The organism is Amycolatopsis sp. lyj-108 (assembly GCF_046549005.1).
GTDB lineage: Bacteria > Actinomycetota > Actinomycetes > Mycobacteriales > Pseudonocardiaceae > Amycolatopsis.
In genome coordinates this window covers 905,903-930,824 of the sequence record NZ_JAJPWQ010000003.1, presented here as the reverse complement: position 1 = coordinate 930,824, position 24,922 = coordinate 905,903, and the positions used below count along the sequence as shown (strand labels likewise).

At 68.5% G+C, this 24,922-nt stretch carries 33 protein-coding genes and 1 pseudogene; 20 read left to right on the top strand and 14 right to left on the bottom strand.

All coding sequences use genetic code 11. The features are described from left to right. Together ACLJO0_RS16020 and ACLJO0_RS16015 are read right to left on the bottom strand one after the other, a co-directional pair. Positions 1–363: hypothetical protein (locus tag ACLJO0_RS16020; RefSeq protein WP_410579290.1), on the bottom strand; the 363-nt coding region annotated here is incomplete at its 3' end. A gap of 152 nt (positions 364–515) precedes the next feature. Further along, positions 516–923: a VOC family protein gene (locus ACLJO0_RS16015; protein WP_410579289.1), complete on the bottom strand. Its 408-nt coding sequence runs from the start codon at positions 921–923 to the stop codon at positions 516–518. A 375-nt stretch (positions 924–1,298) separates the two neighbouring features. Between ACLJO0_RS16015 and ACLJO0_RS16010 the strand changes: the two genes are divergently transcribed. Beyond that, positions 1,299–1,778: a DUF2975 domain-containing protein gene (locus ACLJO0_RS16010; RefSeq protein ID WP_125798741.1), complete on the top strand. Its 480-nt coding sequence runs from the start codon at positions 1,299–1,301 to the stop codon at positions 1,776–1,778. After that, the gene (locus ACLJO0_RS16005; RefSeq protein WP_410579288.1) at positions 1,778–1,990 is read left to right on the top strand and encodes a helix-turn-helix domain-containing protein; all 213 of its coding nucleotides are present in this window, start codon (positions 1,778–1,780) and stop codon (positions 1,988–1,990) included. Before ACLJO0_RS16010 ends, ACLJO0_RS16005 begins: the two co-directional genes overlap by 1 nt. Here ACLJO0_RS16005 and ACLJO0_RS16000 read toward each other — a convergent pair. Continuing rightward, positions 1,987–3,300 carry a cytochrome P450 gene (locus ACLJO0_RS16000; protein ID WP_410579287.1) on the bottom strand — a complete coding sequence of 438 codons (1,314 nt, stop codon included), beginning with the start codon at positions 3,298–3,300 and terminating at the stop codon, positions 1,987–1,989. The two genes, ACLJO0_RS16005 and ACLJO0_RS16000, sit on opposite strands and share 4 nt — an antisense overlap. A 70-nt stretch (positions 3,301–3,370) precedes the next feature. Between ACLJO0_RS16000 and ACLJO0_RS15995 the strand changes: the two genes are divergently transcribed. Next, complete coding sequence (locus tag ACLJO0_RS15995; RefSeq protein ID WP_410579286.1) at positions 3,371–3,988, top strand: UdgX family uracil-DNA binding protein; 618 nt, start codon at positions 3,371–3,373, stop codon at positions 3,986–3,988. 1 nt (position 3,989) lies between these two features. Here ACLJO0_RS15995 and ACLJO0_RS15990 read toward each other — a convergent pair whose 3' ends face one another. Both ACLJO0_RS15990 and ACLJO0_RS15985 read right to left on the bottom strand, forming a co-directional pair. After that, positions 3,990–4,184 (bottom strand): hypothetical protein, encoded by a 195-nt coding sequence (locus ACLJO0_RS15990; protein ID WP_410579285.1) that lies wholly within the window; start codon positions 4,182–4,184, stop codon positions 3,990–3,992. Between the two features lie 79 nt (positions 4,185–4,263). Beyond that, positions 4,264–5,226: a TIGR03557 family F420-dependent LLM class oxidoreductase gene (locus tag ACLJO0_RS15985; protein WP_410579284.1), complete on the bottom strand. Its 963-nt coding sequence runs from the start codon at positions 5,224–5,226 to the stop codon at positions 4,264–4,266. 111 nt (positions 5,227–5,337) lie between these two features. Here ACLJO0_RS15985 and ACLJO0_RS15980 point away from each other — a divergent pair, with 111 nt between their 5' ends. From ACLJO0_RS15980 to ACLJO0_RS15960, 5 genes are all read left to right on the top strand, one after another. Continuing rightward, positions 5,338–5,670, top strand: coding sequence for a plasmid stabilization protein (locus ACLJO0_RS15980; protein ID WP_410579283.1), 333 nt, complete (start codon positions 5,338–5,340; stop codon positions 5,668–5,670). Between the two features lie 64 nt (positions 5,671–5,734). After that, entirely contained in the window at positions 5,735–6,187 is a 453-nt protein-coding gene (locus tag ACLJO0_RS15975; RefSeq protein WP_410579282.1) for an anti-sigma factor, read from the top strand. Further along, positions 6,184–6,972: a SigB/SigF/SigG family RNA polymerase sigma factor gene (locus ACLJO0_RS15970; RefSeq protein ID WP_410579281.1), complete on the top strand. Its 789-nt coding sequence runs from the start codon at positions 6,184–6,186 to the stop codon at positions 6,970–6,972. Before ACLJO0_RS15975 ends, ACLJO0_RS15970 begins: the two co-directional genes overlap by 4 nt. Before the next feature lie 47 nt (positions 6,973–7,019). Beyond that, on the top strand, positions 7,020–7,841 hold the full coding sequence (locus tag ACLJO0_RS15965; protein WP_410579320.1) for a helix-turn-helix domain-containing protein: 822 nt from the start codon (positions 7,020–7,022) through the stop codon (positions 7,839–7,841). Between the two features lie 65 nt (positions 7,842–7,906). After that, complete coding sequence (locus ACLJO0_RS15960; RefSeq protein ID WP_410579280.1) at positions 7,907–8,488, top strand: dihydrofolate reductase family protein; 582 nt, start codon at positions 7,907–7,909, stop codon at positions 8,486–8,488. 200 nt (positions 8,489–8,688) lie between these two features. On the opposite strand, the gene ACLJO0_RS15955 is transcribed toward ACLJO0_RS15960, so the two are convergent. The 3 genes from ACLJO0_RS15955 to ACLJO0_RS15945 form a co-directional block, all read right to left on the bottom strand. Continuing rightward, complete coding sequence (locus tag ACLJO0_RS15955) at positions 8,689–9,018, bottom strand: DUF3140 domain-containing protein (RefSeq protein ID WP_410579279.1); 330 nt, start codon at positions 9,016–9,018, stop codon at positions 8,689–8,691. 32 nt (positions 9,019–9,050) lie between these two features. After that, positions 9,051–9,509, bottom strand: a complete 459-nt coding sequence (locus ACLJO0_RS15950; RefSeq protein ID WP_125794751.1) for a hypothetical protein — start codon at positions 9,507–9,509, stop codon at positions 9,051–9,053. Between the two features lie 95 nt (positions 9,510–9,604). Further along, the gene (locus tag ACLJO0_RS15945) at positions 9,605–10,066 is read right to left on the bottom strand and encodes an SRPBCC family protein (RefSeq protein WP_410579278.1); all 462 of its coding nucleotides are present in this window, start codon (positions 10,064–10,066) and stop codon (positions 9,605–9,607) included. A 135-nt stretch (positions 10,067–10,201) separates the two neighbouring features. Here ACLJO0_RS15945 and ACLJO0_RS15940 point away from each other — a divergent pair, with 135 nt between their 5' ends. Genes ACLJO0_RS15940 through ACLJO0_RS15915 form a run of 6 tightly spaced genes read left to right on the top strand, consistent with a single transcriptional unit; the run spans position 10,202 to position 14,811 of the window. Next, the gene (locus ACLJO0_RS15940; protein ID WP_410579277.1) at positions 10,202–10,615 is read left to right on the top strand and encodes a phage holin family protein; all 414 of its coding nucleotides are present in this window, start codon (positions 10,202–10,204) and stop codon (positions 10,613–10,615) included. Further along, on the top strand, positions 10,612–10,917 hold the full coding sequence (locus tag ACLJO0_RS15935; RefSeq protein ID WP_410579276.1) for a DUF3618 domain-containing protein: 306 nt from the start codon (positions 10,612–10,614) through the stop codon (positions 10,915–10,917). Before ACLJO0_RS15940 ends, ACLJO0_RS15935 begins: the two co-directional genes overlap by 4 nt. Further along, positions 10,914–11,180 (top strand): DUF4235 domain-containing protein, encoded by a 267-nt coding sequence (locus ACLJO0_RS15930; protein WP_125794754.1) that lies wholly within the window; start codon positions 10,914–10,916, stop codon positions 11,178–11,180. Before ACLJO0_RS15935 ends, ACLJO0_RS15930 begins: the two co-directional genes overlap by 4 nt. A 2-nt stretch (positions 11,181–11,182) precedes the next feature. Further along, on the top strand, positions 11,183–12,481 hold the full coding sequence (locus ACLJO0_RS15925; RefSeq protein WP_410579275.1) for an NAD(P)/FAD-dependent oxidoreductase: 1,299 nt from the start codon (positions 11,183–11,185) through the stop codon (positions 12,479–12,481). Positions 12,482–12,490: 9 nt separating this feature from the next. Next, entirely contained in the window at positions 12,491–12,991 is a 501-nt protein-coding gene (locus tag ACLJO0_RS15920) for a hypothetical protein (protein ID WP_410579274.1), read from the top strand. 29 nt (positions 12,992–13,020) lie between these two features. Continuing rightward, positions 13,021–14,811 (top strand): thiamine pyrophosphate-requiring protein, encoded by a 1,791-nt coding sequence (locus ACLJO0_RS15915; RefSeq protein ID WP_410579273.1) that lies wholly within the window; start codon positions 13,021–13,023, stop codon positions 14,809–14,811. Positions 14,812–14,814: 3 nt separating this feature from the next. On the opposite strand, the gene ACLJO0_RS15910 is transcribed toward ACLJO0_RS15915, so the two are convergent. The 3 genes and pseudogenes from ACLJO0_RS15910 to ACLJO0_RS15900 all read right to left on the bottom strand — a co-directional run bounded on the left by ACLJO0_RS15910 (position 14,815) and on the right by ACLJO0_RS15900 (position 16,665). After that, positions 14,815–15,585, bottom strand: coding sequence for an SDR family NAD(P)-dependent oxidoreductase (locus ACLJO0_RS15910; protein WP_410579272.1), 771 nt, complete (start codon positions 15,583–15,585; stop codon positions 14,815–14,817). 33 nt (positions 15,586–15,618) lie between these two features. Continuing rightward, a complete protein-coding gene (locus ACLJO0_RS15905) occupies positions 15,619–16,215 on the bottom strand; it encodes a TetR/AcrR family transcriptional regulator (protein WP_410579271.1) in 597 nt (198 codons plus the stop codon). Between the two features lie 82 nt (positions 16,216–16,297). Then, positions 16,298–16,665, bottom strand: a pseudogene (locus tag ACLJO0_RS15900) (winged helix-turn-helix transcriptional regulator). 78 nt (positions 16,666–16,743) lie between these two features. On the opposite strand from ACLJO0_RS15900, the gene ACLJO0_RS15895 reads away from it, so the two are divergent. The 3 genes from ACLJO0_RS15895 (at position 16,744) to ACLJO0_RS15885 (ending at position 19,762) form a co-directional block, all read left to right on the top strand. Further along, complete coding sequence (locus ACLJO0_RS15895) at positions 16,744–17,268, top strand: GNAT family N-acetyltransferase (RefSeq protein WP_125794761.1); 525 nt, start codon at positions 16,744–16,746, stop codon at positions 17,266–17,268. Positions 17,269–17,687: 419 nt separating this feature from the next. Further along, positions 17,688–18,878 carry a cytochrome P450 gene (locus tag ACLJO0_RS15890; RefSeq protein WP_410579270.1) on the top strand — a complete coding sequence of 397 codons (1,191 nt, stop codon included), beginning with the start codon at positions 17,688–17,690 and terminating at the stop codon, positions 18,876–18,878. A 26-nt stretch (positions 18,879–18,904) separates the two neighbouring features. Continuing rightward, on the top strand, positions 18,905–19,762 hold the full coding sequence (locus ACLJO0_RS15885) for an LLM class F420-dependent oxidoreductase (protein WP_410579269.1): 858 nt from the start codon (positions 18,905–18,907) through the stop codon (positions 19,760–19,762). Here the strand turns inward: ACLJO0_RS15885 and ACLJO0_RS15880 are convergent. Then, a complete protein-coding gene (locus ACLJO0_RS15880) occupies positions 19,737–21,128 on the bottom strand; it encodes a serine/threonine-protein kinase (protein ID WP_410579268.1) in 1,392 nt (463 codons plus the stop codon). The two genes, ACLJO0_RS15885 and ACLJO0_RS15880, sit on opposite strands and share 26 nt — an antisense overlap. A gap of 229 nt (positions 21,129–21,357) precedes the next feature. Here ACLJO0_RS15880 and ACLJO0_RS15875 point away from each other — a divergent pair, with 229 nt between their 5' ends. Continuing rightward, positions 21,358–22,047: an IclR family transcriptional regulator gene (locus ACLJO0_RS15875; RefSeq protein ID WP_410579267.1), complete on the top strand. Its 690-nt coding sequence runs from the start codon at positions 21,358–21,360 to the stop codon at positions 22,045–22,047. A 108-nt stretch (positions 22,048–22,155) separates the two neighbouring features. Here ACLJO0_RS15875 and ACLJO0_RS15870 read toward each other — a convergent pair whose 3' ends face one another. Continuing rightward, positions 22,156–22,707 (bottom strand): TetR/AcrR family transcriptional regulator, encoded by a 552-nt coding sequence (locus tag ACLJO0_RS15870; protein ID WP_410579266.1) that lies wholly within the window; start codon positions 22,705–22,707, stop codon positions 22,156–22,158. Between the two features lie 41 nt (positions 22,708–22,748). After that, complete coding sequence (locus tag ACLJO0_RS15865; protein WP_410579265.1) at positions 22,749–23,357, bottom strand: TetR/AcrR family transcriptional regulator; 609 nt, start codon at positions 23,355–23,357, stop codon at positions 22,749–22,751. Between the two features lie 37 nt (positions 23,358–23,394). On the opposite strand from ACLJO0_RS15865, the gene ACLJO0_RS15860 reads away from it, so the two are divergent. Both ACLJO0_RS15860 and ACLJO0_RS15855 read left to right on the top strand, forming a co-directional pair. Next, positions 23,395–23,865: an anthrone oxygenase family protein gene (locus ACLJO0_RS15860; RefSeq protein ID WP_410579264.1), complete on the top strand. Its 471-nt coding sequence runs from the start codon at positions 23,395–23,397 to the stop codon at positions 23,863–23,865. Positions 23,866–23,882: 17 nt separating this feature from the next. Continuing rightward, the gene (locus ACLJO0_RS15855; RefSeq protein WP_410579263.1) at positions 23,883–24,857 is read left to right on the top strand and encodes a hypothetical protein; all 975 of its coding nucleotides are present in this window, start codon (positions 23,883–23,885) and stop codon (positions 24,855–24,857) included. Positions 24,858–24,922: the final 65 nt, after the last annotated feature.

The window sequence follows — 24,922 nt, the reverse complement described above, 5'->3', positions numbered from 1 at the left end:
ATGGGGTTTAGAACCCGAATCGCCACTCACGCCCCCCGGCACCGACCACGCCACCTTTGCCTTACCCCTCACCAGAACCTCAGTACGCCTTAGACACCTACGGCGCGGCGACGGGTATCCGTCACGATCGGCGTCCCGGCTCAGCGGACGGCCCGCGTTCACCCAGGCACTGAACGCGTACTCGAAGGAGTAGCCCTCGGCGAGAAGCCGCTGGCACGAAGTGAGGTCCTGGACGGCGGGCGCCCGGGTGACCGTCGTCGGTGGCTCCACCACGACCACCGAAGCGGGCGGCGGCGGTGCGAGGACGACGGTGGTGGTGGTCGAGGGAACGGTGCCGACCGAAACCAGCAGTACCGCGATCATCCTGTTCATATCCTTGCCTCCCGATGAAACCGCCGGACCCTCTCCGGAGGAGAACGGCGATTTCACCGGTGCCATGACAAGAATCGCGTGATCGAGGCCCGAAGTCCCCGGAAGTCGGGAGCTTCGGCAGGGGTGGATCGGGCCGGAAAGCCCTAGGACTGGATGACGTTCACCATCCACGAGATGCCGAACTTGTCGGTGCTGGCACCGAATTCGTCACCCCACATCTGCTTTTCGAACGGGACCGAAACCGTGCCGTCGGCGGACAGTTTCTCCCAGTATCCGCGCAATTCCCCGCTGTCATCACCACTGAGACTGACCGACAGGTTGGTGCCCGGTTTGTGCTCCATTCCCGGCGGCGTGTCCGACGCCATGATCGTGTAGCCGCTCGGCGTGTCGAGCTGGCTGTGCATGATCTGGTCCTCCACCGGCGAACCGGCCATCCCGGATTCACCGAACGTATTCAGCGTCAGTTCTCCGCCGAACACCGACTTGTAGAACTCCATGGCCTGCCGGGCGTCGCCGGCGAAGCTGATGTAAGGATTGAGACGGGAAGCCACTGGAACGCTCCTTCTGGTCGGGTCACGAGCATCCTGGCAGACCCCTCCTGGCGCGACAACGGCTGAGCTACCGCCGGGTGAATTCCTTCGCGCAACGAAAATTCAACCCCTTCACCGAATGCGGTGAGCGATTCCCTCATGGACTCGTCGTGAATGCTGGTTTGGTGTTCGCGTATGCCCGGACTTCGGATACGCGTGACCTCGGCTCAGCACCGGCGCGACCTCGCGACGATGGAGGATTCGGGACGTTGAGTGTCCCAAATCCTCCATCGTCGACCCCGCCCCCCACCGGGATCGCCACCGCTGCCACCCAAGAGCACCGAACCTCGATACCAACCGATTGACTTTCGATAGATAACGCGCGAAACTCGATGCATGATCACAGGGCAACGGGCCGTCGCGCCGCTCAGAGTGTTCCTCCTGCTGCTGTTCGGGATCCTGGTCCTCTTCCAGACCATGTCCCTGCCGGGGCAGTTCGCGCACATGGCACGGCAGGATCCCGAAATGGCGTATCTACGCTGGCCCGCGACGGCGGTCTCCATCTTCTGGGTGCTGTGCGTGCAGGTCGTGGTCGTCGCCACCTGGCAACTGCTCACCCTGGTCAAGAAGGACCGGATCTTCACCGAGGCGTCCCTGCGGTGGGTGGACGCCATCGTGTGGGCGATCCTCGCCGGCTGGGTGGTGCTGGCGGGCGTGTTCCTCTACGTCGGTTTCAACGCCGAAGACCCGGGTCTGCCGCTGCTGTTGTTCCTGGCGTTGATCGGCGTCGCCGTGCTGGGCCTTCTGATGGTCGTGATGCGCACGCTGCTGCGCCAGGCCACCACCCTGCGGTCCGATCTGGAACAGGTGATCTGATGCCGATCGTCGTCCGCATCGACGTCGAACTGGCCAAGCGCAAGATGAGTGTCGGCGAGTTCGCCGAACTCGTCGGGCTCACCCCGGCGAATGTGGCGGTGCTGAAGAACGGGCGCGCCAAGGCCGTCCGGTTCAGCACGCTCGAAGCGATGTGCCGGGTGCTCGAATGCCAGCCCGGCGATCTGCTCGAGTGGGTCGAAGACGAGGCCTAAGCCGTCGAGAACTTCAGATGGAAGTTGTCCAGCGTCGCGGGCAGTGGCCGCTCCGGCCCGAGTACGGCGCCGGAGGCCAGTTCGAAGCGGCGATCCCGGACCAGGTGCGCCAGCATCGTGCTCGCGCAGAACAGCACCAGATCCCGGCCGGGGCAGATGGCCGGTCCGGCGCTGAACGGGACCAGCGCCGGATTGGCCGCCGCGCTGCCGTCGAGCCAGATCCCGGGTTCGAACCGGTCGGCGTAGGGCAGGGATTCGGGGTCGCGGTGGAAGAACGGGGTGAAGATGAGGATCGTCGTCCCCGCGGGACCCCAGGCGGTCTCGGCCGTGCTCTCGCGCAGCAGGGCCGGGGTGGTCGGCCACAGCCGGACCGATTCGAGGGCGCACGCGCGCAGGTAGGTGAACTGGTTCGGCACGGTCAGGTCGGTGGCGGCGACCTCCTCGCCGGCGCGTTCCAGCGCGGCGGGATGGGTCGCCAGCAACGCGAGCGCGCGGAAGGTGACGATCCCGGCGGCGTCGAACGCGAAGAGCCAGTGGGCGACCTGGTCGGCGACGACCTCCGTCGTCCGCTCGCCCGACGGGCCCGCCGAGGCGATGGCTTCGGCGAGACTGCCCGGCTCCGCCCGTTCCAGGTGACCGATGAGCCGGGTGCGGAACTGATCGTGGAGCCGGTCGCGCCGGGGGTGCGCGTACGCCCAGTTCGCGTCCTTCCGCAGGCGGGCGAGCGCGTCGGTGAGGCCGTCGTCGTCCACCGCGGAGTCGCCGAGAGTGACCCGGCGGACCATCCGCCACCAGGCCACGTTGAAGGTGTCCCAGTCGAGGGTGCCGCCCTCCCAGAGCGATGCCGCTTCCCCGGCGATCGCCGAGGCGAACGGGACGGCGAGGTCGTGCAGCGGCCTGCCCGGTTCGAGGACCTCCTCGTTGAGTTCGCGGCGCGGCGGCCGGTCCACCGCGTCCGAGATCAGCACGCCGTGTGGCTGGAAGTGTCCCAGCGCCGCCCGCTTCTCCTTGGTCGACGGACTGAACGGGACCGGACTGGCGGCGAGCACCTCGCCGACGTCTTCGCCGGACAACGCCAGATCGATCGAGCGGCCGGGCACCCGCAGGCGCAGCGGCCCCGGACCGTACTGCGAGCGAAGCCCGCACAACAGGCGCACCGCGGAGCGGTCCAGCTGGAGTTTCTGGGCCGCGGCCATCCCCAGCGGCCGCCGTTTGATCACGCCGCCCGCGAGCGTGGGCAGCACGACCCGCAGAGCGACACGCACGGTGTCCTGGACGGAAGCGATGGCTGGTTCGGTCTTGGTCGCCATACCGGCGGACTACCCGTCGCGGCGTTCACGTAACCGGTTTGTCCCACGGCCGGGCGGGGAATCCGGGCCCATGGCGACCAAGGCACCCGGGGCGGCCCCGCCGGAGACCGCCGATCTCGGCAAGCTCCGTTCGGCGGCGTCCGGCTGCCGCGGATGCGACCTCTACCGCGACGCGACCCAGACAGTCTTCGGTGAAGGCCCGCGCACGGCGGAGATCATGGTGGTCGGCGAACAACCCGGGGACCAGGAGGACCGGGCGGGCGCCCCGTTCGTCGGGCCCGCCGGGCGGTTGCTCGACCGGGCTCTCGACGAAGCGGGCTTCGACCGCGAAAAGATCTACGTCACCAACGCGGTCAAGCACTTCAAGTTCAAACGCGACGAACGCGGCAAACGGCGTATCCACAAGACACCGTCGAAGACCGAGATCGTCGCCTGCCGTCCGTGGCTGCACGCCGAGCTGGCGGCGGTCCACCCGGAGCTGCTGATCTTCCTCGGCGCGACCGCGGCGAAGGCGCTGCTCGGCGACGACTTCCGCATCACCCGAAGCCGCGGGGAACGGATCGAGCTGGCGGAGTTCGACACCACCGCGGTCGCCACGGTGCACCCGTCCGCGGTGCTGCGCGCGCCGGACCGCGACGAGGCCTATCAGGCCTTCGTCGCGGACCTCGTCACGGCGCGCGGTCGCTGAATCAAGCCACTTCGGAGCTGGTGCTACGGCCGTCGTGCAGGCCGAGCATGTCCAGCAAGGTCGCGCAGTCTTCGGCACTCCTCGCCTGTGAAGCCACGGCGAGGGCCGCCTTGCGGCGGATCGCCTCCTGTTCCGGCGTGCCCTGGCCTTCCGGCATCAGGTCGGGTACCGGATGAAGTCCGAGTTCGTTGTTCATCAGTTCCCCCTTGGGTGAAGGATGACCTGTCGCACTGGTACCCGCGTCCGCGGGCTCGCACACTCCCGTTCCGGGTGAATCACCCCCGCAACGCCGGGAGCAGCGTGTCCTCGGCGAATCGGAGGAAGCCTTCCTGCTGGTCGCCGCCGATCTGGATCAGGGCGAGGTCGGTGAACCCGGCCGCCTCGAATTCACCCGCCTGCTTCACGATCCGGTCGACGTCGGAGCCGCACGGGATGGCCGCGGCGACGTCCTCCGGTTTGACGAACTGGGTGGCCCCGGCGAACCCCGCGGGCCCAGGCAGCTCGGCGTTGACCTTCCAGCCGCCGGCGAACCAGCGGAACTGTTCGTGCGCCCGCTGGATCGCGGCGTCGCGGTCTTCACCCCAGGACACCGGCATCTGCGCGATCTTCCTTGTTGGCGGGCCGAGTTTGGTCGCGTCCCACTGCCGGCCAAGCGATCCGTCCGGTTCCACCGCGATCATCGCGTCGGCGATCGGCGCGAACCGCGTCACCGACTGCGACCCGGACACCGCGACGGCGATCGGGACGCGCTGCTCCGGGAGGTCCCAGAGCTTCGCCGAGTCCACCCGGAAGTGGTCACCCGCGTAGTTGAAGTACCCGCCGTCGAACAGCCCGCCGATGATCTGGATCGCCTCGGCGAGCATCTCGTGGCGGACGTTCGCCGGCGGCCAGCCGCGTCCGACGACGTGCTCGTTGAGGTTCTCCCCCGCACCGAGCCCGAGCGTGAACCGGCCATCCGACAGCGCTTGCACCGTCGCGGCCTTCTGCGCCACCACGGCCGGGTGATAACGCATGGTCGGGCACGTCACGAAGGTCATCAGTTCGACCCGTTCGGTGCTCTGGGTGACCGCTCCCAGCACGCTCCACGCGTACGGCGAATGTCCCTGCGCGTCCAGCCAGGGCGAAAAGTGGTCGCTCATCACCTCGAAGTCGAAACCCGCCTTCTCGGCTCCGGCGGCGTAGTCCACCAGGTCCTTCGGTCCGGCCTGTTCGGTCATGAGTGTGTAGCCGATGCGCATCGAAGCCTCCTTCGCGTCCGACCTCCGCGTACCCGCCCGTTCCCCGGGTCAACCGGACGTTTATCCGGTGAATCGAACGGGGTACCTGACCCGGGGAAGAGAGGAGGCTCGATGCCGCAGCAGGCTTGGAGCGACAAACGAGAACGTCAGTACGAACACATCAAGGATTCGGCCGAGGATCGGGGGGCGAGCACCGACCGGGCCGAGGAGATCGCCGCGCGCACGGTCAACAAGAACCGCGCGCAGGCGGGCGAGTCGCGCGAGGCGAGCCGGAGGTCCCTCCAGGACATGTCACCTCAGCGGCGGGGCGGCATACGGTCCGGGAACCGCTTGGGCCCGAACAGCCCGACCAAGGACCAGCTCTACAACGAAGCGAAGCAACGCAACGTCGAGGGCAGGTCGAAGATGTCCAAAAAGGAGCTTCAGCGCGCCTTGGGCCGTTGATCACGCGTCTCGCGGCGGGTCCCCGCCGCGAGCACCTTACGGCCACGGACGGATGGGTTTCGTAATGGATGCACACGGACGGGGCGGCCTGACTCCCCAAACCCGGCCACAGTCGGACGGACTGTCCGACCGGGTCGAACTCCGCCTTCCTGCCGAGGCGGAGCAGATTCCCCTTGTCCGCACGCTCACCCACGGTGTGGTGTCCCGTGCGGACTTCGGCTTGGACGCCATTTCAGACGCGAAGATGGCCGTCGACGAAGCCTGTTCCCAACTTGTCCAGCCCGCTGCACTGGGAGCCGTTCTTTGTTGTGTGTTTCACGAGGTACCGGAAGGAATCGCCGTCTCGATCTCGACACGGACGGCGAAGCCCTTCTTGCCGAGCGAGACGACGTTCGGCTGGCACGTCCTGACGACCTTGGCCGGCTCGGTGGCCGCACGATGCGAGCCGACTCCCGGCGGAGTGGGGGGTACGACGACGATCGACCTCGTCCTGGCCCCGGGAACGAGCGACGGGTGAGCGGCGAGCGCAAGACCCTCACGCGGCAGGCGGACGACTACGCCCATTGCGAAGCCCTCTTCGACGAGATGTCCTCGTTGCCGGAGGACTCCGGACGCCGCCAGGATCTGCGTGCCCGCCTCGTCACCGAACTGCTGCCGCTCGCCGAGCACATCGCCACCCGGTTCTCCGGCCGGGGCGAGCCAAGGGAAGATCTGGTGCAGGTGGCGCGGATCGGCCTGATCAACGCGGTCGACCGTTTCGATCCCGGCCGCGGGCACGATTTCCTCTCCTTCGCCGTCCCGACCATCATGGGTGAGGTCCGGCGGCATTTCCGGGACACCGGCTGGTCGGTCCGGGTGCCGAGGCGGCTCAAGGAACTCCACGTCTCCCTCAGCCAGGGCACGGCCGCGCTGTCGCAGCGGCTCGGCCGCGCGCCGACCCCGACCGAACTCGCCGAATACCTCGGGCTCGAAGTCAACGAAGTGCGCGAAGGGCTGCTCGCGGGCCAGGCGTACCAGACGTTGTCGGTCGACAAGCCGGTCCACGACAACGCCACCGAGGCCCTTTCGCTCGCCGACACGATCGGCGAAGAGGACCACGAGATGGCTCTGGTGGAGACCCACGAGGCGCTGCAACCGCTGCTGCGGGAGCTTCCGAAACGGGAACGCGCGATCCTCGTGATGCGCTTCTTCGGCGGCTACACGCAGACGCAGATCGCGGAACGGATCGGCATCTCGCAGATGCACGTGTCGCGCCTTCTCTCGCAGACGCTGGACCAGCTGCGGGGCAAGCTCTCGGAGTAGCCGGACCGGGCATCGGCGATGCTGTGTGCGTGAAGTACGTGTCCCGAGTGCCGCGACCGCCGCTGGACGGGCTGATCGACGACCTCTACTACCTGGAGGGTTCGCCGCCGTATGCCCGGCTGACGCTGCCGCCGTCGCCGTCGGCGTTGCTCATCGTCAACCTCGGGGCGCCGTTCCGCATCCGTGCCGTCACCGACATCGAGACGACCGAGTACGCCGACGGCTGCGTGGTCACCACGCCCACGCGCGCGTGGGAGTTCGGCTACCCACCCCGGACCCGGTCCGTCGGCGTGCACTTCAAGCCGTGGGGGCCGGCGCCGTTCCTGCCGATGCCCGCGGCCGAGCTGTGCGACCGGCCGGTGACGGTGGAGCAGGTCTGGGGCAGGCCCGCCGTCACCGAGCTGCGGGATCGGCTGGCCACCGCGAACGGACCGCACGAGATGCTGACGCTGCTCGAAGAGGAGCTGATGCGGCGGCTGTGCGAAACCGACGGCCTGGGGCTGGTCCGCCATACGAGCAGTGTCATCGCGGCGGCGAGCGGGGCGGTGGCGATCGGCGACCTGAGCGAGGCGACCGGTGTCAGCGGTACTCATCTGGCACGGCGGTTCAAGGAGCTCATCGGCGTCACACCGAAGCGGCTGGCCCGCACGTACCGCTTCACCGCCACCGTGTTCGCGATCGACCCCGCCGGACCGGTCGACTGGGGCGACCTCGCCGGTGGCGCGGGATACTTCGACCAGGCCCACTTCGGCCACGAGTTCCGGGAGTTCACCGGGCTCACCCCGACCCGGTACCTCGAAGTCCGGCGGCGGTTCCTGCGCGAACATCCCGGCCACACGCTGGACGGCTGGCCGCTGCCCGCCGATTGATTTCTTACAAGAGCGACAGCTCACGACACGCTAATTTGAGGGCCCCCCAAGCAGAGGAGCGCCCCGTGGGCAAGGTGGTCATGTACGGCTCGGTGTCGGTGGACGGCTTCGTCGCGGACGAGAACGACCAGCCGGGGCCGCTGTTCGACTGGTTGTCAGGCGGTGACGTCCCGTTGGACGACAGCGGCGCGCTGAAGGTGTCGCAGGCCTCCTACGACCACACTCGCCCGTACTGGGACCAGATCGGGGTGACGATCGCCGGCCGCCACGTCTTCGACCTGACGGACGGCTGGGACGGGAAGCCGCCGAGCGGGATCGACCATGTGGTCGTCGTGACGCACCGGCCGTCGCCCGAGAGCTGGGACCCGGAGGCGCCGTTTCACTTCGTCGACGGCGTCGAGGCGGCCGTGGCCAAGGCGCAGGAGCTCGCGGGTGACCGCTTGGTCGAGGTCGCCGCCGGCGACGTCGGTGGCCAGGCACTTGCCGCGGGCCTGGTCGACGAAGTGCGCATGGACGTCGTACCCGTGGTGTTCGGGTCCGGGAAGCGCTACTTCGGGTCGGTCGACGCCCAGCATCTGCTGGAGGATCCCGACGTGGTGATCCAGGGCGACCGGGTGCTTCATCTGCGCTATCGGGTGCGCCGGTGAAGGGGGTCGTGAGTGGCGATTCGGGTTATTGAGGGGTAAGGCAAACGTGGCGCGATGCCAAGGCGTGTCGCGAAAGCCACTTTCGCGACGTCAGATGTCCCGAAAGTGGCTTTCGCGACACTGCCGCTGGGTGGTCGTGAGTGTTTCGGGTCGTTAGAACGACACAGAACACTCACGACCCCTGTCGCGTACTAGAACGCTCAAGCGGGCTTGAGCGGATCGTGCCCGATCGACATCAGCTTGTGCCGCCAGTGCGCCTCGCCCGCGACCGGTTCCAGATCGTCGCGTCGCTCGTCCGCGACCCGCTGGACGACCGAGCGCATCACCCGTTCGTCCTCGGCGGTGAGGTCGGTCCTGCGCCTGCCGAGGATGCCGAGCACATGCCGTCCGGTCGGGGTGCCCGCCTGGTCCGGCAGTGCTTCGTCCTCGGGGTCGGCCGACCGCGTGCGTAACCAGTCGGCCAGTTCCCGCGAAGTCATGTTGACCACGCGATGGAATTCTTCCCACAGTTCGTCTTCGATCTCGTGCACGGCGAAACCTCCTGCCAGCACTCGACTTCCTACTACGTCGTGTACGGCGCCCGCTGTTCGATGGACGGGCTCGCGGCCGGGTAACGGCCGTCCTGGCCGGGCACCGGCGTCACCGTCGTGCCCTGTTGCTCGGGCTCGACGCGCTTCGGCCGGTTGATGACCGCTTCGGCCTCCTGCTCACCACGGATCCGCGAAAGCACGCTGAGAGTGATCGCGTGCGCGACGGCCAGGACCAGCAGCAGAACGCCCAGCCTGCCCACCACACCCGGAAGGTCGCTGCCCCCGATGTCGACGGTCGACAGCAGCGCCAGAACACCCAAGGTCGCGAGATGGAACAACACCGTGACGAGCCACGTCATGGACGCGCCCGCGGCCGGGTCGCCGTGGGAACCTCGCAGGTAGCGCTTACCACTCTGGTAGATGATCAGACCGTCGAGCATGACCAGAGCCACCCCGATGACGAGGAAGGCCACGTATGCGTTGGTAGTCATGCCGGAACGCTCCCTTCGTAATGGACCTCGCCCATGAGATACCCGGGACCTCCCCCGGGAAAACGCCGTCTTCCAGGGAAGGTCCCGGGTCGTGGTCAGCTGCCGGGGCGGTCCACGTCGCCGCGCCACGCGCCGGACTCGCGGCCGCGGCTCTCGATGAACTCCTTGAACCGCTTCATGTCGCCCTTGACCCGGCGGTCGAGCACACCGAGTTTGTCGGCGACGTTCTCGGCGAAGCCCTCCGGGTCGATCTCCATCTGAGCCGTGACACGGGTCTTGTTGTCGTCAAGGCGATGGAAGGTGATGACGCCCGCGTGGTCGGGACCGGAGTCCGACGTCCACGCGACACGCTCGTCAGGATGTTGTTCGGTGATGGTCGCGTCGAATTCCCGGCTCACCCCACCGAACTTGGTCACCCAGTGGGTATGCGTCGCGTCGATCTGGCGGATCTCCTCGACACCTTCCATGAACTGGGGGAAGCTCTCGAACTGGGTCCACTGGTTGTACGCGGTCTTCACCGGGACTTCGACGTCCACCATTTCGGTGATCGTGCTCATGCATCCTCCTGTCGGTTCGGGCTTTTCGAGCCGGCACTCCCCGGCTACCCGGCGCTCAGCGGGGCGAAACACGCTGTGATTGACCGGCCGGTAGGCCGGGTACCCGGCGGGCAGAACGCTCCGAGGAGGTGCTCCATGATCGAAGAAACCCACCGGAAGCCGTCCGGGGAAAAGTCGGTCGGCGAACTGGTCTCCGACCTGAGCGACGAGGTCAAGCACCTGGTCCGCGACGAAATGCGACTCGCCGTGTTCGAGTTGCAGAACAAAGGGAAGAAACTGGGGACAGGCGCCGGATTGTTCGGTGCCGCCGGCATTTTCGCGCTCTTCGGCCTCGCGACCCTGATCGCCGCTGCCGTGCTGGCGCTCGCCCTGGTCATGCCCGCATGGCTGGCTGCTGTGGTGACCGGTGCGGCGCTGCTGCTGATCGGCGGCATTTCCGCCCTCATCGGCAAGAAGGAGGTCACGAGCGGGACCCCGCCGGTGCCGGAAGAGGCCATCGCGGGTGTCCGCGAGGACGTCGACACCGTCAAGCAAGGAGTGCGCTCATGAACGATCACCCCAAGAACGCGGAAGAAGCCCGCGCGGATCGCGACGTGACCCGTGAGGAGCTCACCGAGACACTCGACGCGCTCGGCCGGAAACTGGACGTCAAATCGAGGGTGAACGACAACCTCGACACCAAGGTCGACGAGGCGAGCGCCGTCATCTCCGACAAGGTCTCCGAGCCCGCGGCGGAGAAGTTCCGTCAGGGCACCGAAGTCGTCCGCGCGAATCCCCTGCCGATCTTCGCCGGCGTGCTCGCGCTGCTCGTGACGATCCGGCTGATCATGCGAAAGAGGTCTTCGTCGTGAACAAGGTTCTCTACAAGCCACTGAGCATGGTCGTCAGCGCCGCGGGCGGGATACTCGCCGGGATCGCGTTCAGGCAGATCTGGAAACGCGTGAGCGGTGAGGAAGAAGCACCGGACGCCACGGACCGCGACTTCACCTGGACACAGGTGATCGTCGCGGCCGCCGCGCAGGGCGCGATCTTCGGCGCGGTCAAGGCGGCCACCGAACGGGCGGGCGCGGTCGGCTATCGCAAGGCGACCGGCGACTGGCCCACGGAGGACTGACGATGCGGGTGGTGATCATCGGAGGCGGGTTCGCCGGCTACAACGCGGCCAAAACCCTCCTCAAATCGGTCGGCGACGACACGGAGATCGTCGTGCTGAACCCGACCGACTATTTCCTCTATCTCCCCCTCCTGCCCGAAGTCGCCGCCGGGATCCTTGAGCCACGGCGGATTTCGGTGTCCATCCCCGGCACGTTGCGCGGTGTGCGGCTGGTGCTCGGCACCGCCAAATCCGTCGACTTCGACGGCCGCAGCGTGAGTTACGTCGACCCCGAGGACCGCGAGCACTCCCTCGGCTACGACCGTCTCGTGCTCGCCGCGGGCAGCGTCAACAAGCTGCTGCCGATCCCCGGTGTGCCCGAGTACGCCCACGGCTTCCGTGGTCTGCCCGAGGCCCTCTATCTGCGGGACCACATCACCCGCCAGATAGAACTCGCCGCCTCCGCGAAGGATCCGGCGGAACGCGACGCGCGCTGCACGTTCGTCGTGGTCGGCGCCGGCTACACCGGCACGGAGGTCGCCGCGCAGGGGCCGGCGTTCACCGCCGCGCTCGCCGCCCGGCATCCCGAACTGAAGGATCAGAAGATCCGCTGGCTGCTGCTGGACCTCGCCGAACGTGTCCTGCCGGAACTCGACCGGCGCCTCGGCGACACCGCCGACGAGGTGCTGCGGGAACGCGACGTCGAGGTGCTGATGAAGACCTCGATCGACAACGCCGGCGAAAACGGGGTCACGCTGACCTCCGGTGAACCCGTGCCGACGCACACCCTCGTATGGTGCGTCGGCGTCCGGCCGGATCCGCTGATCGAGGATCTGGGGCTGAAGACGGCCAAGGGCAGGCTCGTCGTGACAGCGCAGCTGAACGTCCCCGGACGACGTGACGTCTACGCGTGCGGTGACGCGGCCGCCGTCCCCGATCTGACCAGGCCCGGCGAATACACGCCGATGACGGCGCAGCACGCCGAACGGCAGGGCAAACTCGCCGGCCGGAACGTGGCCGCGTCACTCGGGCACGGTTCGCACGGCACCTACCGGCACCACGATCTCGGTTTCGTCGTCGATCTCGGCGCGCGCCGGGCAGCGGCGAATCCCTTGCACATCCCGCTTTCCGGCCTCGCCGCCAAGGCGGTCACCCGCGGTTACCATCTGCTGGCCATGCCGGGCAACCGGCTGCGCACCGCCACCGACTGGGCACTCGAAGCGGTGATGAAGCGGCAGACCGTCCAATTAGGACTAGTACGCTCGGGTTCGGTTCCACTGGACACGGATTCCCCCGAACTCCCCGCACGAAATGCCAGATGAGAGGCGACCATGACCGCCGAAACCGATCCCGTCCGCGCCGAAGGCCCCTCGGTGGTCACCGACGGCGACGAGGGGGCGAAACTCCTGGTCCTCGACCCCGCGGGCGAGGGTAAACACGGCGAACTCCCGGCGACGTGGCGGCCGCTCGCGGCGCGGCGTCAGGTGATCTGGTGCCGGCTGCCGGTCGACGGCGCCCTCAGCCAGGCCGAAGACGTACTCGCTGACGCGGCACCCGATGGCCCGTCGATCGACCTCGTGGCCGCCGGCGAGGCGGCGGGAGACGCGCTCCGGCTGGCCGAACGACACCCGGGCGCCGCGTCCCACGTCCTGCTGGTGGACCCGGTGCCGGACGAAGCCTCCGAACTGGCCGATCGGGTGCGCTCCGCCGGGACCGCGGTGGACGTCCTCCCCCACAGCACCGGCGAGCCGTACAACCGCGTCCCCCCACCGCTGACCCTCGGGCATCCGGACGTGGTCGCGGGGATCACCAAGATCCTCGGGGACGTTTAGTCGCCGGAAGGCGGCGGTATCCGGCGACCATGAGCGAAACCGTTGCGGACCATGTTCTGACCAGGCTGCGCGAATGGGACGTGGAGCAGGTCTTCGCCTATCCCGGGGACGGGATCAACGGGCTGGTGAGCGCGTTCGGCGCGGCGGGGAACAAACCTCGTTTCGTGCAGACGCGCCACGAAGAGATGGCGGCGTTCGCGGCCGTCGGGTACGCGAAACTCAGCGGACGGCCCGGTGTCTGCATGGCGACGTCCGGCCCGGGGGCGATCCACCTGCTCAACGGTCTCTACGACGCCAAACTCGACCACGTGCCGGTGGTGGCGATCGTCGGGCAGACGGCGCGCAGCGCGATGGGCGGCAGTTACCAGCAGGAGGTGGATCTCCAGGCACTGTTCAAGGACGTCGCGAGTGAGTACCTCGTCGAGGTGAACGTCCCCGAACAGCTGCCGAACGCGCTCGACCGCGCCCTCCGCACGGCCATCGCGCAGCGCGCGCCCACGGCGCTGATCATCCCGGCGGATCTGCAGGAGGAGCCCTACCACCCGCCGCAGCACGAGTTCAAGCACGTGCCGTCCTCCCCGCCCGACCATCCGCGGGCCAGCGTCATCCCGCCTTCGGAGGAAGTCACCCGTGCCGCGGAGGTGCTGAACGCGGGCGAGAAGGTCGCGATCCTGATCGGGCAGGGCGCGCGCAACGCCGTCACCGAACTCCGCGAAGTCGCCGAACTCACCGGCGCCGGAGTGGCGAAAGCGTTGCTGGGCAAGGATGTCCTGCCCGACGATCTGCCGTACGTCACCGGCTCGATCGGCCTGCTCGGCACCCGGCCGACGTACGAGATGATGCGGGACTGCGACGCGTTGCTGATCGTCGGCTCGAATATGCCGTACGCGCAGTTCCTGCCGGAGTTCGGCCAGGCCCGCGCCGTCCAGATCGACATCGATGCCCGGTTCCTCGGCCTGCGCTATCCGACCGAGGTCAACCTGCTCGGCGATGCGAAGGGGACGCTGCAACAGCTGATTCCGTCGCTGGAACGCAAAACCGATCGTGGCTGGCGGGAAAAGATCGAGAAGAACGTCGGTGACTGGCACGAGACGGTGACCCGCCAGGCGATGCTGGAGGCGGAACCGGTCAACCCGATGCGGATCGTGCACGAACTGTCCGAGCGGATCCCCGAAGACGCCATCGTCACCGCCGACTCCGGTTCGGCCACCAACTGGTACGCCAGGAATCTCCGGATGCGGGGCCGGATGCGGGGCACGCTTTCCGGGACCCTGGCGACGATGGGATCCGGCGTCCCCTACGCGATCGGCGCGAAGTTCGCCCATCCCGGCCGGCCGGTGATCGCCTTGGTCGGCGACGGCGCGATGCAGATGAACGGGATGGCGGAGCTGCTGACCATCGCCCGGTACCGCGAACTGTGGTCCGATCAGCGATGCGTCATCTGCGTGTTCCACAACGGCGATCTGAACCAGGTCACGTGGGAACTGCGGGCCATGGGCGGCTCGCCGAAGTTCGAGCCGTCGCAGAGCCTGCCGGAAGTGTCCTATTCGGACTTCGCCCTCGAGGTCGGCCTCGGCGGGATCGCCGTCGACGATCCCGCCATGCTCGGCGAAGCGTGGGATGTCGCGCTGTCGGCCAATGTGCCGACCGTGCTCGACGTCCGCTGCGATCCCGAAGTGCCGCCGATCCCGCCGCACGCCACCCTCGAGCAGATGAAGTCGATGACCGAAGCGGTCCTCAAGGGTGAGCCCGACGCCTGGCACATGGTGACGCAGGGGATCAAGACGAAGCTGCAGGAACTGCTGCCTTCGCGCCGCTGATCCTCAGGCGCTCGAGCCGCCGTCGAGGACGATGTCGTGCCCGACGACGTACGCGGAGTCGTCGGAGGCCAGCCAGAGAACCGCCGCGGCGATCTCTTCGACCGCGCCGATCCGGCCGATCGGGATGACCGCGCCGAGCCGTTCGGCGCGGTCGGCCTCGGTCTCGCCGGGCCGGAACGACATGCCGGTGTCGGTGGCGCCGGGGCTGACCGCGTTGATCCGGATGCCCTCGGAGATGTGGTCGCGGGCGGCGGTGCGGGTCAGCACGTCCACAGCGGCCTTCGAAGCCGCGTAGGCGGCCATTCCCGGCAAGCGTTGGTGCGAGCCGATATTGGACGACATGTTGACGATGACTCCGCCGCCGCTCGCCCGCATCTGGGCGATCTCGTGCTTCATGGACAGCCAGGTGCCCGTGAGGTTCGTCCGCACGACGGCGTCGAAACCATCCTCGTCGAGATCCGCCGTCGGCGCGGGACTGCCGAGGACACCGGCGTTGTTGAACGCGATGTCGAGTTTGCCGTGCCGCCGCACGGTTTCGGCGACGAGACGCTCGACGTCGGCACCGACGCCCACGTCCGCGGTCACCGCGTCGGCGGTGCCACCCTCGACCTCGATCTCCTTCACCGTCTGACGCAGTTTCTCGCCGTCCCTGCCCGAAACGACGACTTGAGCGCCTTCACGCGCGAACGCCGTCGCCGTGGCGCGGCCGATCCCGGACCCTCCTCCGGTGACCAAGACGACCTTGCCGCTGAAACGCTTCCCTGCAGTACCCACAGTAGCCAACTTTCTGGTCCGATCGTTCTAGTATCAGTGGTTGCGAGCGGCTTCGAGAACCGCCATGGCCTGCCCCGCCGCCGCACGGGCCCGCGCCGCGGGATCCGGCCCCTTGCCCATCACCCGCATCCCTTGCAGGACGGTGAGCAGGAAGCCGGCCAGCGCTTCGGGGTCGGCGTCGTCGCCGAGCTCGCCTTGCGCCTTGGCCCGGCTCAACGCCATCCGCAAGGCCAGCTCGAGCGCGTCCCAGCTGCGCTCGACGACCCTCGCGACCTCGGGATCCCTCGGCATCATCTCCATGGCGGCGTTGACCACGAAACAGCCTTTGCGCGCCGATTCGCCCAGTATTTCGGCGAGATAGCGGTCAATGAGCCGCCGCACCCCGGCGAGCGCGGGCCCCGGCCCGGCGAAGTCCTCGACGAACCGCTCGTTACCCCTGGCGATGTAGCGGTTCAAGACGGTCAGGTACAGCTCATGCTTGGTGCCGAACGTCGCGTAGAGACTCGCCTTGCCGATGCCGAGCTCGGCGACGAGGTCGCTGACCGAGGTGGCCTCATACCCCTGCCGCCAGAACAGTTCCAGCGCGGCGTCGCAGGCCGCGTCGACGTCGAATTCCTTCACCCGGGACATGAGGGAAGCTTAGCCACATCTGGACCGATCGGTCAAGAAAGCACTCCTCGCAAGTAGTCACCTCCTTGCGAGGGGTGGAAGCTCAGGAAGCGGAGTCGTAAGTCGTCCGGGCCTTCTCCACCTTCGGCAGGTTCTCCGTCGACCACTCCGCGAGGGTCGCGAACAGCGGCGCGAGGCTCCGGCCCAGATCGCTGATCTCGTACTCGACCCGGGGCGGCACCTCGGCGTGATAGGTCCGGGTGAGGAGGCCATCGCGTTCAGTTGCCGCAGGCGTTGCGTCAGCACCTTCGGCGTGATCGAGCCGATCCGCCGCTCGAGTTCGACGAACCGCTGCCTGCCGAATTCGTTGAGCGCCCACAGGATCGGCGTGGTCCAGCGACTGAAGACGAGGTCGACCACCGGGGCGATCGGGCAGGCCTGGACGGGGGTCGTCGTGGCGTCGGCGCGCATGAAGCCAAGGTACGCGGGTTGCCGACTTGTCATGATCCGGACACCCCATGAACCCAACTGTGCGCGTAACGTTCTGTTATGGACTTGACCACCGAAAGGCTCGTCGTCCGCGAGTGGTCCGAGGACGACGCCGAAGCCGCACTGGCGATTTACGGCACCACCGACGTGACCCGGTGGCTCACCCCGGCGATGGACCGGGTGACCGACACGGCGGCCATGCGTTCGGTACTGCAGGCCTGGCAGCAGGCGCAGCCGAATCTCGTGCCCCCGCGGGGAAGATGGGCGGTGCGGCGCAAGGAGGACGGCGCGGTCGTCGGCGGGCTGGGCATCCACCTGCTGCCACCGTACGAAGAGGACCTGGAGATCAGCTGGCAGCTGCATCCGGACGCCTGGGGCGAGGGGTACGCCTCCGAGGCGGCCCGCGCGCTGATCGGCTGGGCGTTCACCCAGGACACGGACGAACTCTTCGCCGTCGCGCGGCCGAACAACACCCGTGCCATCGCGACCGCGAAACGGCTCGGGATGAGCTGGGTCGGGGAAACCGACAAGTACTACGGGCTTCGCCTGCAGGTGTACCGGATCCGCCACACGGACATCGTCTAGGCCGTGTCCTGTAAGTCTGTTCGATGGGCTTCCTGATCCAGGTGACCCCTGACGGCACGGGCGATGCCGCGGACGGGCCGGGCGCACTGACCCGGAGGCGAGAGCAAAGGTCCCTTGCTCCCCCGCGCGGTGACCGTGTGGATTTCGGGTCACCCAACGCACCAAAAATCCACACAGTCAGCGACGACCCTGACAGCGAGTGAGCACTGTGTGGACATAGGGACACTCAACGTCCCTATATCCACACACCCCTCCCGCGACACCAACGGTCTAGCACCGTCCACGCGCGACACTCCACCCGAGACCCCAGCTCAGCCGGGCCATCAAACCTCCTGTCACCCAGCACGATTGCTCTCGGCCTCGAATCGAGATACCGTCATCATTCAGATGGTGCTAACATTCGAACTGGGAGACCCGCCTTGTCCGACGTTCCCGAGATCCTCCTGACCGGCTCCGAGGTCCTGCGCGACCCGTTCACCGCCTACGGCCCGGTCCGCGAGCGCTCCCCGGTCGCCAAGCTGGTCGCGCCGGGATTCGCGATGTGGGCGGTCCTGCGCCACGAAGAGGCGCGGAAGATGCTGAGCGACCCTCGTTTCGCCTTGAGCCCGGACAGCTACCAGCGAATGGACGTCCCCGGCCACTGCCGTCCCTACCTGCGGACGATGCAGGAGGTCGAGGGCCCGGAACACCTCCGGCTCCGGCGACTGGTCGCCCCCGCGTTCACCCCGCGCAAGGCCGCCGCGCTCCGCCCGGGAATCGAGCGGCTCGTGGACGACCTCCTCGACGGCCTCGACGGCCAAACCGAGATCGACCTGGTCAGCGCCTTCGCGCGCCCGCTGCCGGTCGACGTGATCTGCGCGCTGGTCGGCATCCCCGCCGCCGACCGCCCGCGATGGCGCGAGTACGGCGCCCTGATCTCGGCGGGCGACGGGGCGGGGCTCGCGAAGGCGGTCCCGGGAATCGTCGAGGGCGCCCTCGCCGCCATCGAGGACCGGAAGCTCCGGCCCGCCGACGACGTCGTCTCGCAACTGCTCCGGATCCAGGCCGAAGACGGCGACAGGCTCAGCGAAACCGAACTGGCCGCCCTGGTCTGGCAGCTCGTCCTCGGTGGTCAGGTGCCCGGCAATCTCATCGCAAACGCCGTCGAAATCCTGCTCTCGCACCCCGATCAACTGGCCGAGCTCCGCGAGGAACCGGTGCTCATGCCCGGCGCCGTCGAGGAGGTGATGCGCTGGCAGAGCCCGCAGTTGCTGACCATCCCCCGCTTCACCACCACGGACGTGCGGATCGGCGACGTCCTGATCCCTGAAGGAGAACCTGTTACCGTCGCGATCGCCGCGACGAACCGGGACCCGCGAGCGTTCCCCGATCCGGACGTCTTCGACATCCGCCGCGCGGCCGGACCGGCTTGGCATCTGACGTTCGCACACGGGCCGCATTTCTGCCTCGGCGCTTCACTTGCCAGAACGCAAACGGAAGTCGCGCTCACCGCCCTGCTGCGCCGGTTCCCCGATCTCGCGCTCGACGGCAGCCCGGTGCGGATCCCGGACCCGGGCACCTGGCGACTGAACGCCCTGCCGGTCAAGCTACAGGCGACGGTTGCAAACTGAAACACGTTCTAATAACGTGACCGCCTGTGAGACACGGGATAGTGCTGTTCACCAGCGACCGGGGCATCACCCCGGCGGCCGCCGCACGGGCGGCGGAAGCCGCGGGCTTCGACGCCTTCCACGTACCCGAGCACACGCACATCCCGGTCAAACGGGAAGCGCCGCATCCGCGCACCGGCGACTCGTCGCTCCCCGACGACCGCTACCTGCGCACGCTGGACCCGTGGGTCGCGCTGGCCACGGCGGCCTCGGTGACCACCCGGATCCGGCTCGCGACGGCGGTGGCCCTTCCGGTCGAGAGCGATCCGATCACGCTGGCCAAGACGATCGCCAGTCTCGATCACCTCTCGGGCGGGCGGGTCACCCTCGGTGTCGGCTTCGGCTGGAACGTCGACGAGCTGGCCGACCACGGCGTCCCTGGCGGCAAACGGCGGACGGTCCTGCGCGAGTACGTGGAAGCGATGCGGGCGCTCTGGACGCAGGACGAAGCCTCGTACGCGGGCGAGTTCGTTTCGTTCGGCGCCAGCTGGGCGTGGCCGAAACCGGCTCAGGCGCACATCCCGGTGATCGTCGGCGCGGGCGGGACGGAGAAGACGTTCCGCTGGATCGCGAAATCGGCCGACGGCTGGCTCACCACCCCCGGCGACACGGACATCGAGGACAAGGCCCGGCAGCTGCGCGAGATCTGGCACGAAGCGGGCCGCACCGGCGAACCGGAGATCTCGGCGCTCGGCGTCCGGCCCGATCCGGAGAACCTGGCCAGGCTGGAAGCGGCCGGGGTCACCGAGACGATCTTCGGCCTCCCGGACCGCTCCCCCGACGAGGTCGAAGCCTGGCTTCAGCGCCTCGCCGGGAAACTCAGCCTGCCCGCTGCGAGTCGATGAGGTACCGGCCGTTCTGCTGGACCAGGACGAAGGTCTCCCGCCCGGTCGTGGTGCCGCCGCCGGCCTTGACGTAGGTGAGCGTCGCCGACACCGTGTTCCCGGATTCGGTCACGTTCGACACGGTCACCGAGCTGTACTGCCTCCAGTAGCCCGAGTACCGCTCGAAGCTCTGTTTCCTGTTCGTCTTGAAGTTGTCGGTCAACGTCGCGAACCCGGCCTCGAGGTTTCCCGGGATGAGCGCGTAGTAGGCCGCGAGCGCCTGTCCCGGCGTCTGCGCCGGAGGCGGCGCGGACGACGAGGACGGGGGCGCCGTCGAGGACGGCGCCGAAGACGGCGGCGGCGCGACCGGCTCCGACGACGTCGGGGTGACGACCGGTGACTGCGAATTCTGCGGCGGCGCCGTGCCCGACGGAGCGTCGTCACCGCGGGTGAGCACCACGACCACGGCCGCGGCGGCCGCCGCCGCGAGCACGAGGAACACGGCGATCACGCCGATCAGCATTCCCTTGCGCGCCTTCGGTGGCGGCTCTTCGGCGACGAGGGTCGTCGGATCCCCCGCCGCCAATGCCCGCAGTTCTCGTTCGGTCTCGGTCATCGTCGGCCTGCTGTCGGGCCGGACGTCGAGAAGACGGTTCAGCAGCGGCGTCAGGATCCCCGACCTGACCGGCGGGGTGATCTCGCCGCTCGACGCGCGGTACAGCAACGCGATCGGGTTTTCCGCCGTGCCATAGGGCGTCCCGCCTTCGAGCGCCGTGTACAGCGTCGCGCCGAGCGAGAACACGTCGGAAGCGGACGTGGCGTCCTCGCCGCGGGCCACCTCGGGCGCCAGGAACGCCGGCGTGCCGGAGATCTCGCCGGTCGCGGTGAGCTGGACGTCGCCCATCGCCCGCGAGATCCCGAAGTCGGTGATCTTGACGGTCTCGTCCTCGCCGAGCAGGACGTTGCCGGGCTTGATGTCGCGGTGGACGATGCCGGCGCGGTGCGCGGCCGCCAGCGCCGAGCACAGCTGGATGCCGAGGCGGATGACGTCGTCGACCTCCATCGGCCCGTCACGCAGTTTGTCCGCGAGACTCCTCGACGGCAGGTACTCCATGATGATCCACGGGCGGTCCTGCTCGTCGATCACGCCGAAGACGGTGATGGCGTGCGGATGGACCAGCCGGGCGGCGATCCTGGCCTCGCGCAGCGCGCGGTTCTTGGCCTCGTCCGCCTTCTGCTCACCGGCGCCGTGCGGCAGAAGGAGTTCCTTGATCGCGACAATGCGTTCCAGGTTCTCGTCGCGCGCCCGCCACACGGTGCCCATGGAGCCACCGCCGACGGGCTCGATGAGATCGAACCGGTCGGCGAGGCGGCGGATCTCCTCCATTGTCGACGTCCCCCTGGAGCTGTGATGTTCGCGCGAACCTTGCCAGCATGCCAGGAACGTGCCGGGAGGCAGGACCCGGCAGGGTGGTTTCCGGGGCGGTGTCGGTCACGTCGCCTGCTGGGCCGTTCAGCGGAACCCCGCCCCAACGGCTGCCCGGAAGTTCGTATCCCGGGCGGCCGTGGGCGCACTTTACTTCTCCGGTGTGGCCTGTTTTCGGGAAAGGGCGGCGATGCGGGAACCCATCGGCGGACGCGGCGTGCTCGAAGGCGCGTTCGCGTTGCTCGAAGCACTCAACGAGCGCGGCGGGCAGGCCGGGCTGACGCAGCTCGTGCGGGCCACCGGGCTTCCGAAGACCACCGTGCACCGGCTCCTCGACCAGCTGGCCGACCTCGGCGCGGTCGAGCGGGCGGGCCGCGGCTACCGGATCGGTTCGCGGGTGTTCCGGCTCGGGCGGTTCTGGCAGCCCGAAATCCGCGACCTGGCCAAGGAGTGGCTGCCGGTGCTTTCGGCGCGGATGCGCGCGAGCCTGGTGCTCGTGGTCCCGAGAGAGGGCCGCGCGCTGGTCGCCGCGGGGGCCGTCCTGCCCGCCGACGAGGTGCCCGTGTCGCCGGGTAGTCCACTGCCGCCCGGGACCGCCGCCGGACGGCTCCTCGCCGCCCACCACTCCGCGCTCGCCGAACCAGACACCGACGCGCTGGAGATCCGCGCGGCCGGCTACGCCGCCGAGTCGGAGACCATCACGGCGGGGCTCGGCTGCGCCGCCGTCGGCATCAGGACCCCGGACGGCCGGGTCGGCGCGGCCCTCGCCGCCGTCCTCCCCGTCCGCCGCGACCCGGTTTCCGCGGTCGCCGGACTGGCGAGCACCGCACGCTCGTTCAGCGCCGCGCTCGCTCACCTCGTGAGCGGCACGGACGGTTAGTCGCGCTCGCCTCCCCAGTACAGGAAGGTCGAACGTGTCGTGTTCGTGGGTGAGGCTGACGGTGGGGTGGAGGCTCCCTGGTCAGACGCGGGGGTCCCTTGTGGACACTCAGGCACTTCCAGCAGGGCGAAGCAGCGCCAGGCTGCGTTCGGCTTCCGCGACGGCGGAGCCGCGCTCGACGTGACCGTCGATCACCAGCGTGGCCAGCCCGTGCAGCAGGCACCAGAGCGTGACGGCGAACCCGCCCGGATCGTGCCGCTGCCCCACCCGGTCGGCCAGCACCGCGCAGGTCGCCCGATGCGCCTCGGCCAGTTCCGGATACGCGGCGCGGTCCCCGATTCCGGCGCCGGCCATCAGGCGGTACAACGCCGGATTCTCCAGCGCGAAGCCGAGATAGGAATGCCCGAGGACGGTCACCGTCCCGGCGCCGCAGCCACGCAGGCAACCCTGCAACTCGCCGTGCCCTTCCAGCGCGACCGCCACCAGCAGCGCGTCCTTGTCGCGGAAATGCCGGTACGGCGCCGCGGTGGACGCGCCCACCTTCGCGACCGCGCCACGCAGGCTCACCCCCTCGGGACCTCGTTCGACGAGGAGTTCCCGTGCGGCGAGGACGAGCGCACGACGGAGATCCCCGTGGTGATAGGCACGTTTGATGATCATGGCGGACCCCCCAGCCCTTGATGCCACGCGAACGCCCCACCTTAACCGGTCCGGGACCGCCCGTGAGCACCACAGAGCCGCAGCACGCTCTCGGCGAGCGCGTCGACGCCGTCCTCGAACGTCATCTGCTTCGCGTCCACAGCCTGTCCGGCTGCATGGCCGAGCGCCACGATCGCATTGATGAGCCAGGGATTCGCGAGTGCCTGGTCGAATTCCCCTGCCGCCTTGCCACGGGTGAGCAGCCGGTCCAGATGATCGGACACCGCCGAATGACGGGCCCGGTCGGCTTCGGGGTCGTTCTCTTCGGCGGCGCCGGCGGGCAGCAGGGGATAACGCCGGAACGTCCGCCATCCGACGTCGAGCAAGCGAAGCAGGGCGTCGGCGGCGGGGCCTTCGTCGAGACGCGCGGCGTCCATCTCGTTCGCGGCTTCCTCGGACACCGCGTCGATCACCGCGCTACGGAGTGCTTCCCGGGTCTTGAAGTGCGCGTAGACGGTCTGCCTGCTCACCCCGGCCGCTGTCGCGATGTCTTCGACGCTCGCGGCACCTCGCGTACCGAGGATTTCCTTGGCGGCGGCGAGGATCGAAGCGGCACTGCGGTCGGCATCGGTCCGCCGTCGTCTCCGACGGCCCGCGGCTATCTCAGACATGTTGTCAAGCTTAACCCAGGCCGCTATGTTTGACGGCATGTCAAATTTAAGGTCGGGTCTGGTCACCGGCGTCGCCCTCTTGTCGACGGGTCTGCTCGCGGGGGCGTTCGGCTATGGCGTGGTCAATGTCGCGGCCACCTTCGACGTCGTCCCGCTCGACGTGCGGTTGACCTTCCACACCGCGCTCATGCAGCGGAACGGCGTCGTCATGCAGACCGCGATGGCGCTCGCGGCGCTCAGCTCCGCCGCACTCGCCTTCCTGAACCGTGGACGGACCCGGCAACTGGCCGGAATCGCCGCGGTCCTGGTCGTGACGTCGTTTCTGGTCACCCGCTTCGGCAACGTCCCGATCAACGGCCGGATCAAGGTCTGGGCCGTCACCTCGGCACCCGCCGACCACGCGGCGATCCTCGATCGCTGGGAGACCTACAACATCATCCGAACCGTCGCCGCGCTCACCGCTTTCGTGCTCATCATCGTCGCTTCACGACTCGACCGCGTGCACTGATCCGAAAGGTCCCCACCATGCTCTTCCGTCATATCACGCCGATTTCCCCCGAGGACGCGACCGGCCCGGTGGCCGCCGTCTACCGGCAAGTCGACACCGAGTTCAGCAGTATCGGGCCGGCGGTCCGGATGCTCTCCCCCGCCCCGGAACTGCTCGCCCCGTGCTGGGCGCTGCTGCGCGAGTCGCTCGTGGCGGGCACGGTTCCCCGATGGCGCAAGGAGATCGTCACGGTATCCGTTTCACAGCGCAACGACTGCGCCTACGACACCGCCGGGCATCTGGTGTTCCTGCGCCTGGCAGGTGGCGAGGACGCCGCGGACGCGTTGGAACACGGCAAGGAACCGGCGGATGAAGACCTCGCCGCGCTCGCCCGCTGGGCACGATCGGGCGGACCACAGCCCTTTCCCGCCCGAGAAGCACCGGAATACCTCGGAACAGCACTCGCGTTGCACTTCATCAACCGGATGGTCCTGGTGCTGCTGAACGAAAAGCTCCTTCCGGGCGCCATGAGCGACGATGTCCCCGCTGCCTTCGACGGCGCGCCGATCGCCCGCGCGATACATCGAGAACGAACCAACGGCGACAGCCTTTCCCTGCTCGACGACGTCCCGTCCACCGGACTACCAGCTTGGGCGGGCACCAGCGCCGTCGGCCCCGCCTACGCCGCGCTGTCGCGCGCGGCCGAGCGCGGAGGCGGCCTCCTGTCCGAACCGGCCCAGTCCGTCGTGCGTGAAACGATCGCGTGCCATCGGCGATCCGCCCTGGACGGCGACCGCGGCCTGCTCACCGACTCCCTCGCCGCCCTGGCCCCGGCCGACCGCGCGGGCGCGACCCTCGCCGTGCTGGCCGGCGTCGCCCCGGGCCGGATCACCGAAACCGACGTGAAGACCTGGCGTGCGGGCGGGTACACCGACCACTGCTTCGTCCATCTCCTGGCGTTCGGTGCCATCATCGCGGTCCAGCTCGTCGAAGGCGAGCTCACGGGAGGGTGACCGCGCGGGCCGTGAGTCCACGAAAGCCGATTGGGCCGGATTGTGAGCGACCGGTCCAATCACGT

Excerpts from the sequence above, each read along its gene's own strand:
- ACLJO0_RS16010 (WP_125798741.1), top strand. The coding sequence starts at position 1,299 with ATGATCACAGGGCAACGGGCCGTCGCGCCGCTCAGAGTGTTCCTCCTG.
- ACLJO0_RS16005 (WP_410579288.1), top strand. The coding sequence starts at position 1,778 with ATGCCGATCGTCGTCCGCATCGACGTCGAACTGGCCAAGCGCAAGATG.
- ACLJO0_RS16000 (WP_410579287.1), bottom strand. The coding sequence starts at position 3,300 with ATGGCGACCAAGACCGAACCAGCCATCGCTTCCGTCCAGGACACCGTG.
- ACLJO0_RS15995 (WP_410579286.1), top strand. The coding sequence starts at position 3,371 with ATGGCGACCAAGGCACCCGGGGCGGCCCCGCCGGAGACCGCCGATCTC.
- ACLJO0_RS15990 (WP_410579285.1), bottom strand. The coding sequence starts at position 4,184 with ATGAACAACGAACTCGGACTTCATCCGGTACCCGACCTGATGCCGGAA.
- ACLJO0_RS15985 (WP_410579284.1), bottom strand. The coding sequence starts at position 5,226 with ATGCGCATCGGCTACACACTCATGACCGAACAGGCCGGACCGAAGGAC.
- ACLJO0_RS15980 (WP_410579283.1), top strand. The coding sequence starts at position 5,338 with ATGCCGCAGCAGGCTTGGAGCGACAAACGAGAACGTCAGTACGAACAC.
- ACLJO0_RS15975 (WP_410579282.1), top strand. The coding sequence starts at position 5,735 with ATGGATGCACACGGACGGGGCGGCCTGACTCCCCAAACCCGGCCACAG.
- ACLJO0_RS15950 (WP_125794751.1), bottom strand. The coding sequence starts at position 9,509 with ATGACTACCAACGCATACGTGGCCTTCCTCGTCATCGGGGTGGCTCTG.
- ACLJO0_RS15945 (WP_410579278.1), bottom strand. The coding sequence starts at position 10,066 with ATGAGCACGATCACCGAAATGGTGGACGTCGAAGTCCCGGTGAAGACC.
- ACLJO0_RS15940 (WP_410579277.1), top strand. The coding sequence starts at position 10,202 with ATGATCGAAGAAACCCACCGGAAGCCGTCCGGGGAAAAGTCGGTCGGC.
- ACLJO0_RS15935 (WP_410579276.1), top strand. The coding sequence starts at position 10,612 with ATGAACGATCACCCCAAGAACGCGGAAGAAGCCCGCGCGGATCGCGAC.
- ACLJO0_RS15925 (WP_410579275.1), top strand. The coding sequence starts at position 11,183 with ATGCGGGTGGTGATCATCGGAGGCGGGTTCGCCGGCTACAACGCGGCC.
- ACLJO0_RS15920 (WP_410579274.1), top strand. The coding sequence starts at position 12,491 with ATGACCGCCGAAACCGATCCCGTCCGCGCCGAAGGCCCCTCGGTGGTC.
- ACLJO0_RS15915 (WP_410579273.1), top strand. The coding sequence starts at position 13,021 with ATGAGCGAAACCGTTGCGGACCATGTTCTGACCAGGCTGCGCGAATGG.
- ACLJO0_RS15905 (WP_410579271.1), bottom strand. The coding sequence starts at position 16,215 with ATGTCCCGGGTGAAGGAATTCGACGTCGACGCGGCCTGCGACGCCGCG.
- ACLJO0_RS15895 (WP_125794761.1), top strand. The coding sequence starts at position 16,744 with ATGGACTTGACCACCGAAAGGCTCGTCGTCCGCGAGTGGTCCGAGGAC.
- ACLJO0_RS15880 (WP_410579268.1), bottom strand. The coding sequence starts at position 21,128 with ATGGAGGAGATCCGCCGCCTCGCCGACCGGTTCGATCTCATCGAGCCC.
- ACLJO0_RS15875 (WP_410579267.1), top strand. The coding sequence starts at position 21,358 with ATGCGGGAACCCATCGGCGGACGCGGCGTGCTCGAAGGCGCGTTCGCG.
- ACLJO0_RS15870 (WP_410579266.1), bottom strand. The coding sequence starts at position 22,707 with ATGATCATCAAACGTGCCTATCACCACGGGGATCTCCGTCGTGCGCTC.
- ACLJO0_RS15865 (WP_410579265.1), bottom strand. The coding sequence starts at position 23,357 with ATGTCTGAGATAGCCGCGGGCCGTCGGAGACGACGGCGGACCGATGCC.
- ACLJO0_RS15860 (WP_410579264.1), top strand. The coding sequence starts at position 23,395 with ATGTCAAATTTAAGGTCGGGTCTGGTCACCGGCGTCGCCCTCTTGTCG.
- ACLJO0_RS15855 (WP_410579263.1), top strand. The coding sequence starts at position 23,883 with ATGCTCTTCCGTCATATCACGCCGATTTCCCCCGAGGACGCGACCGGC.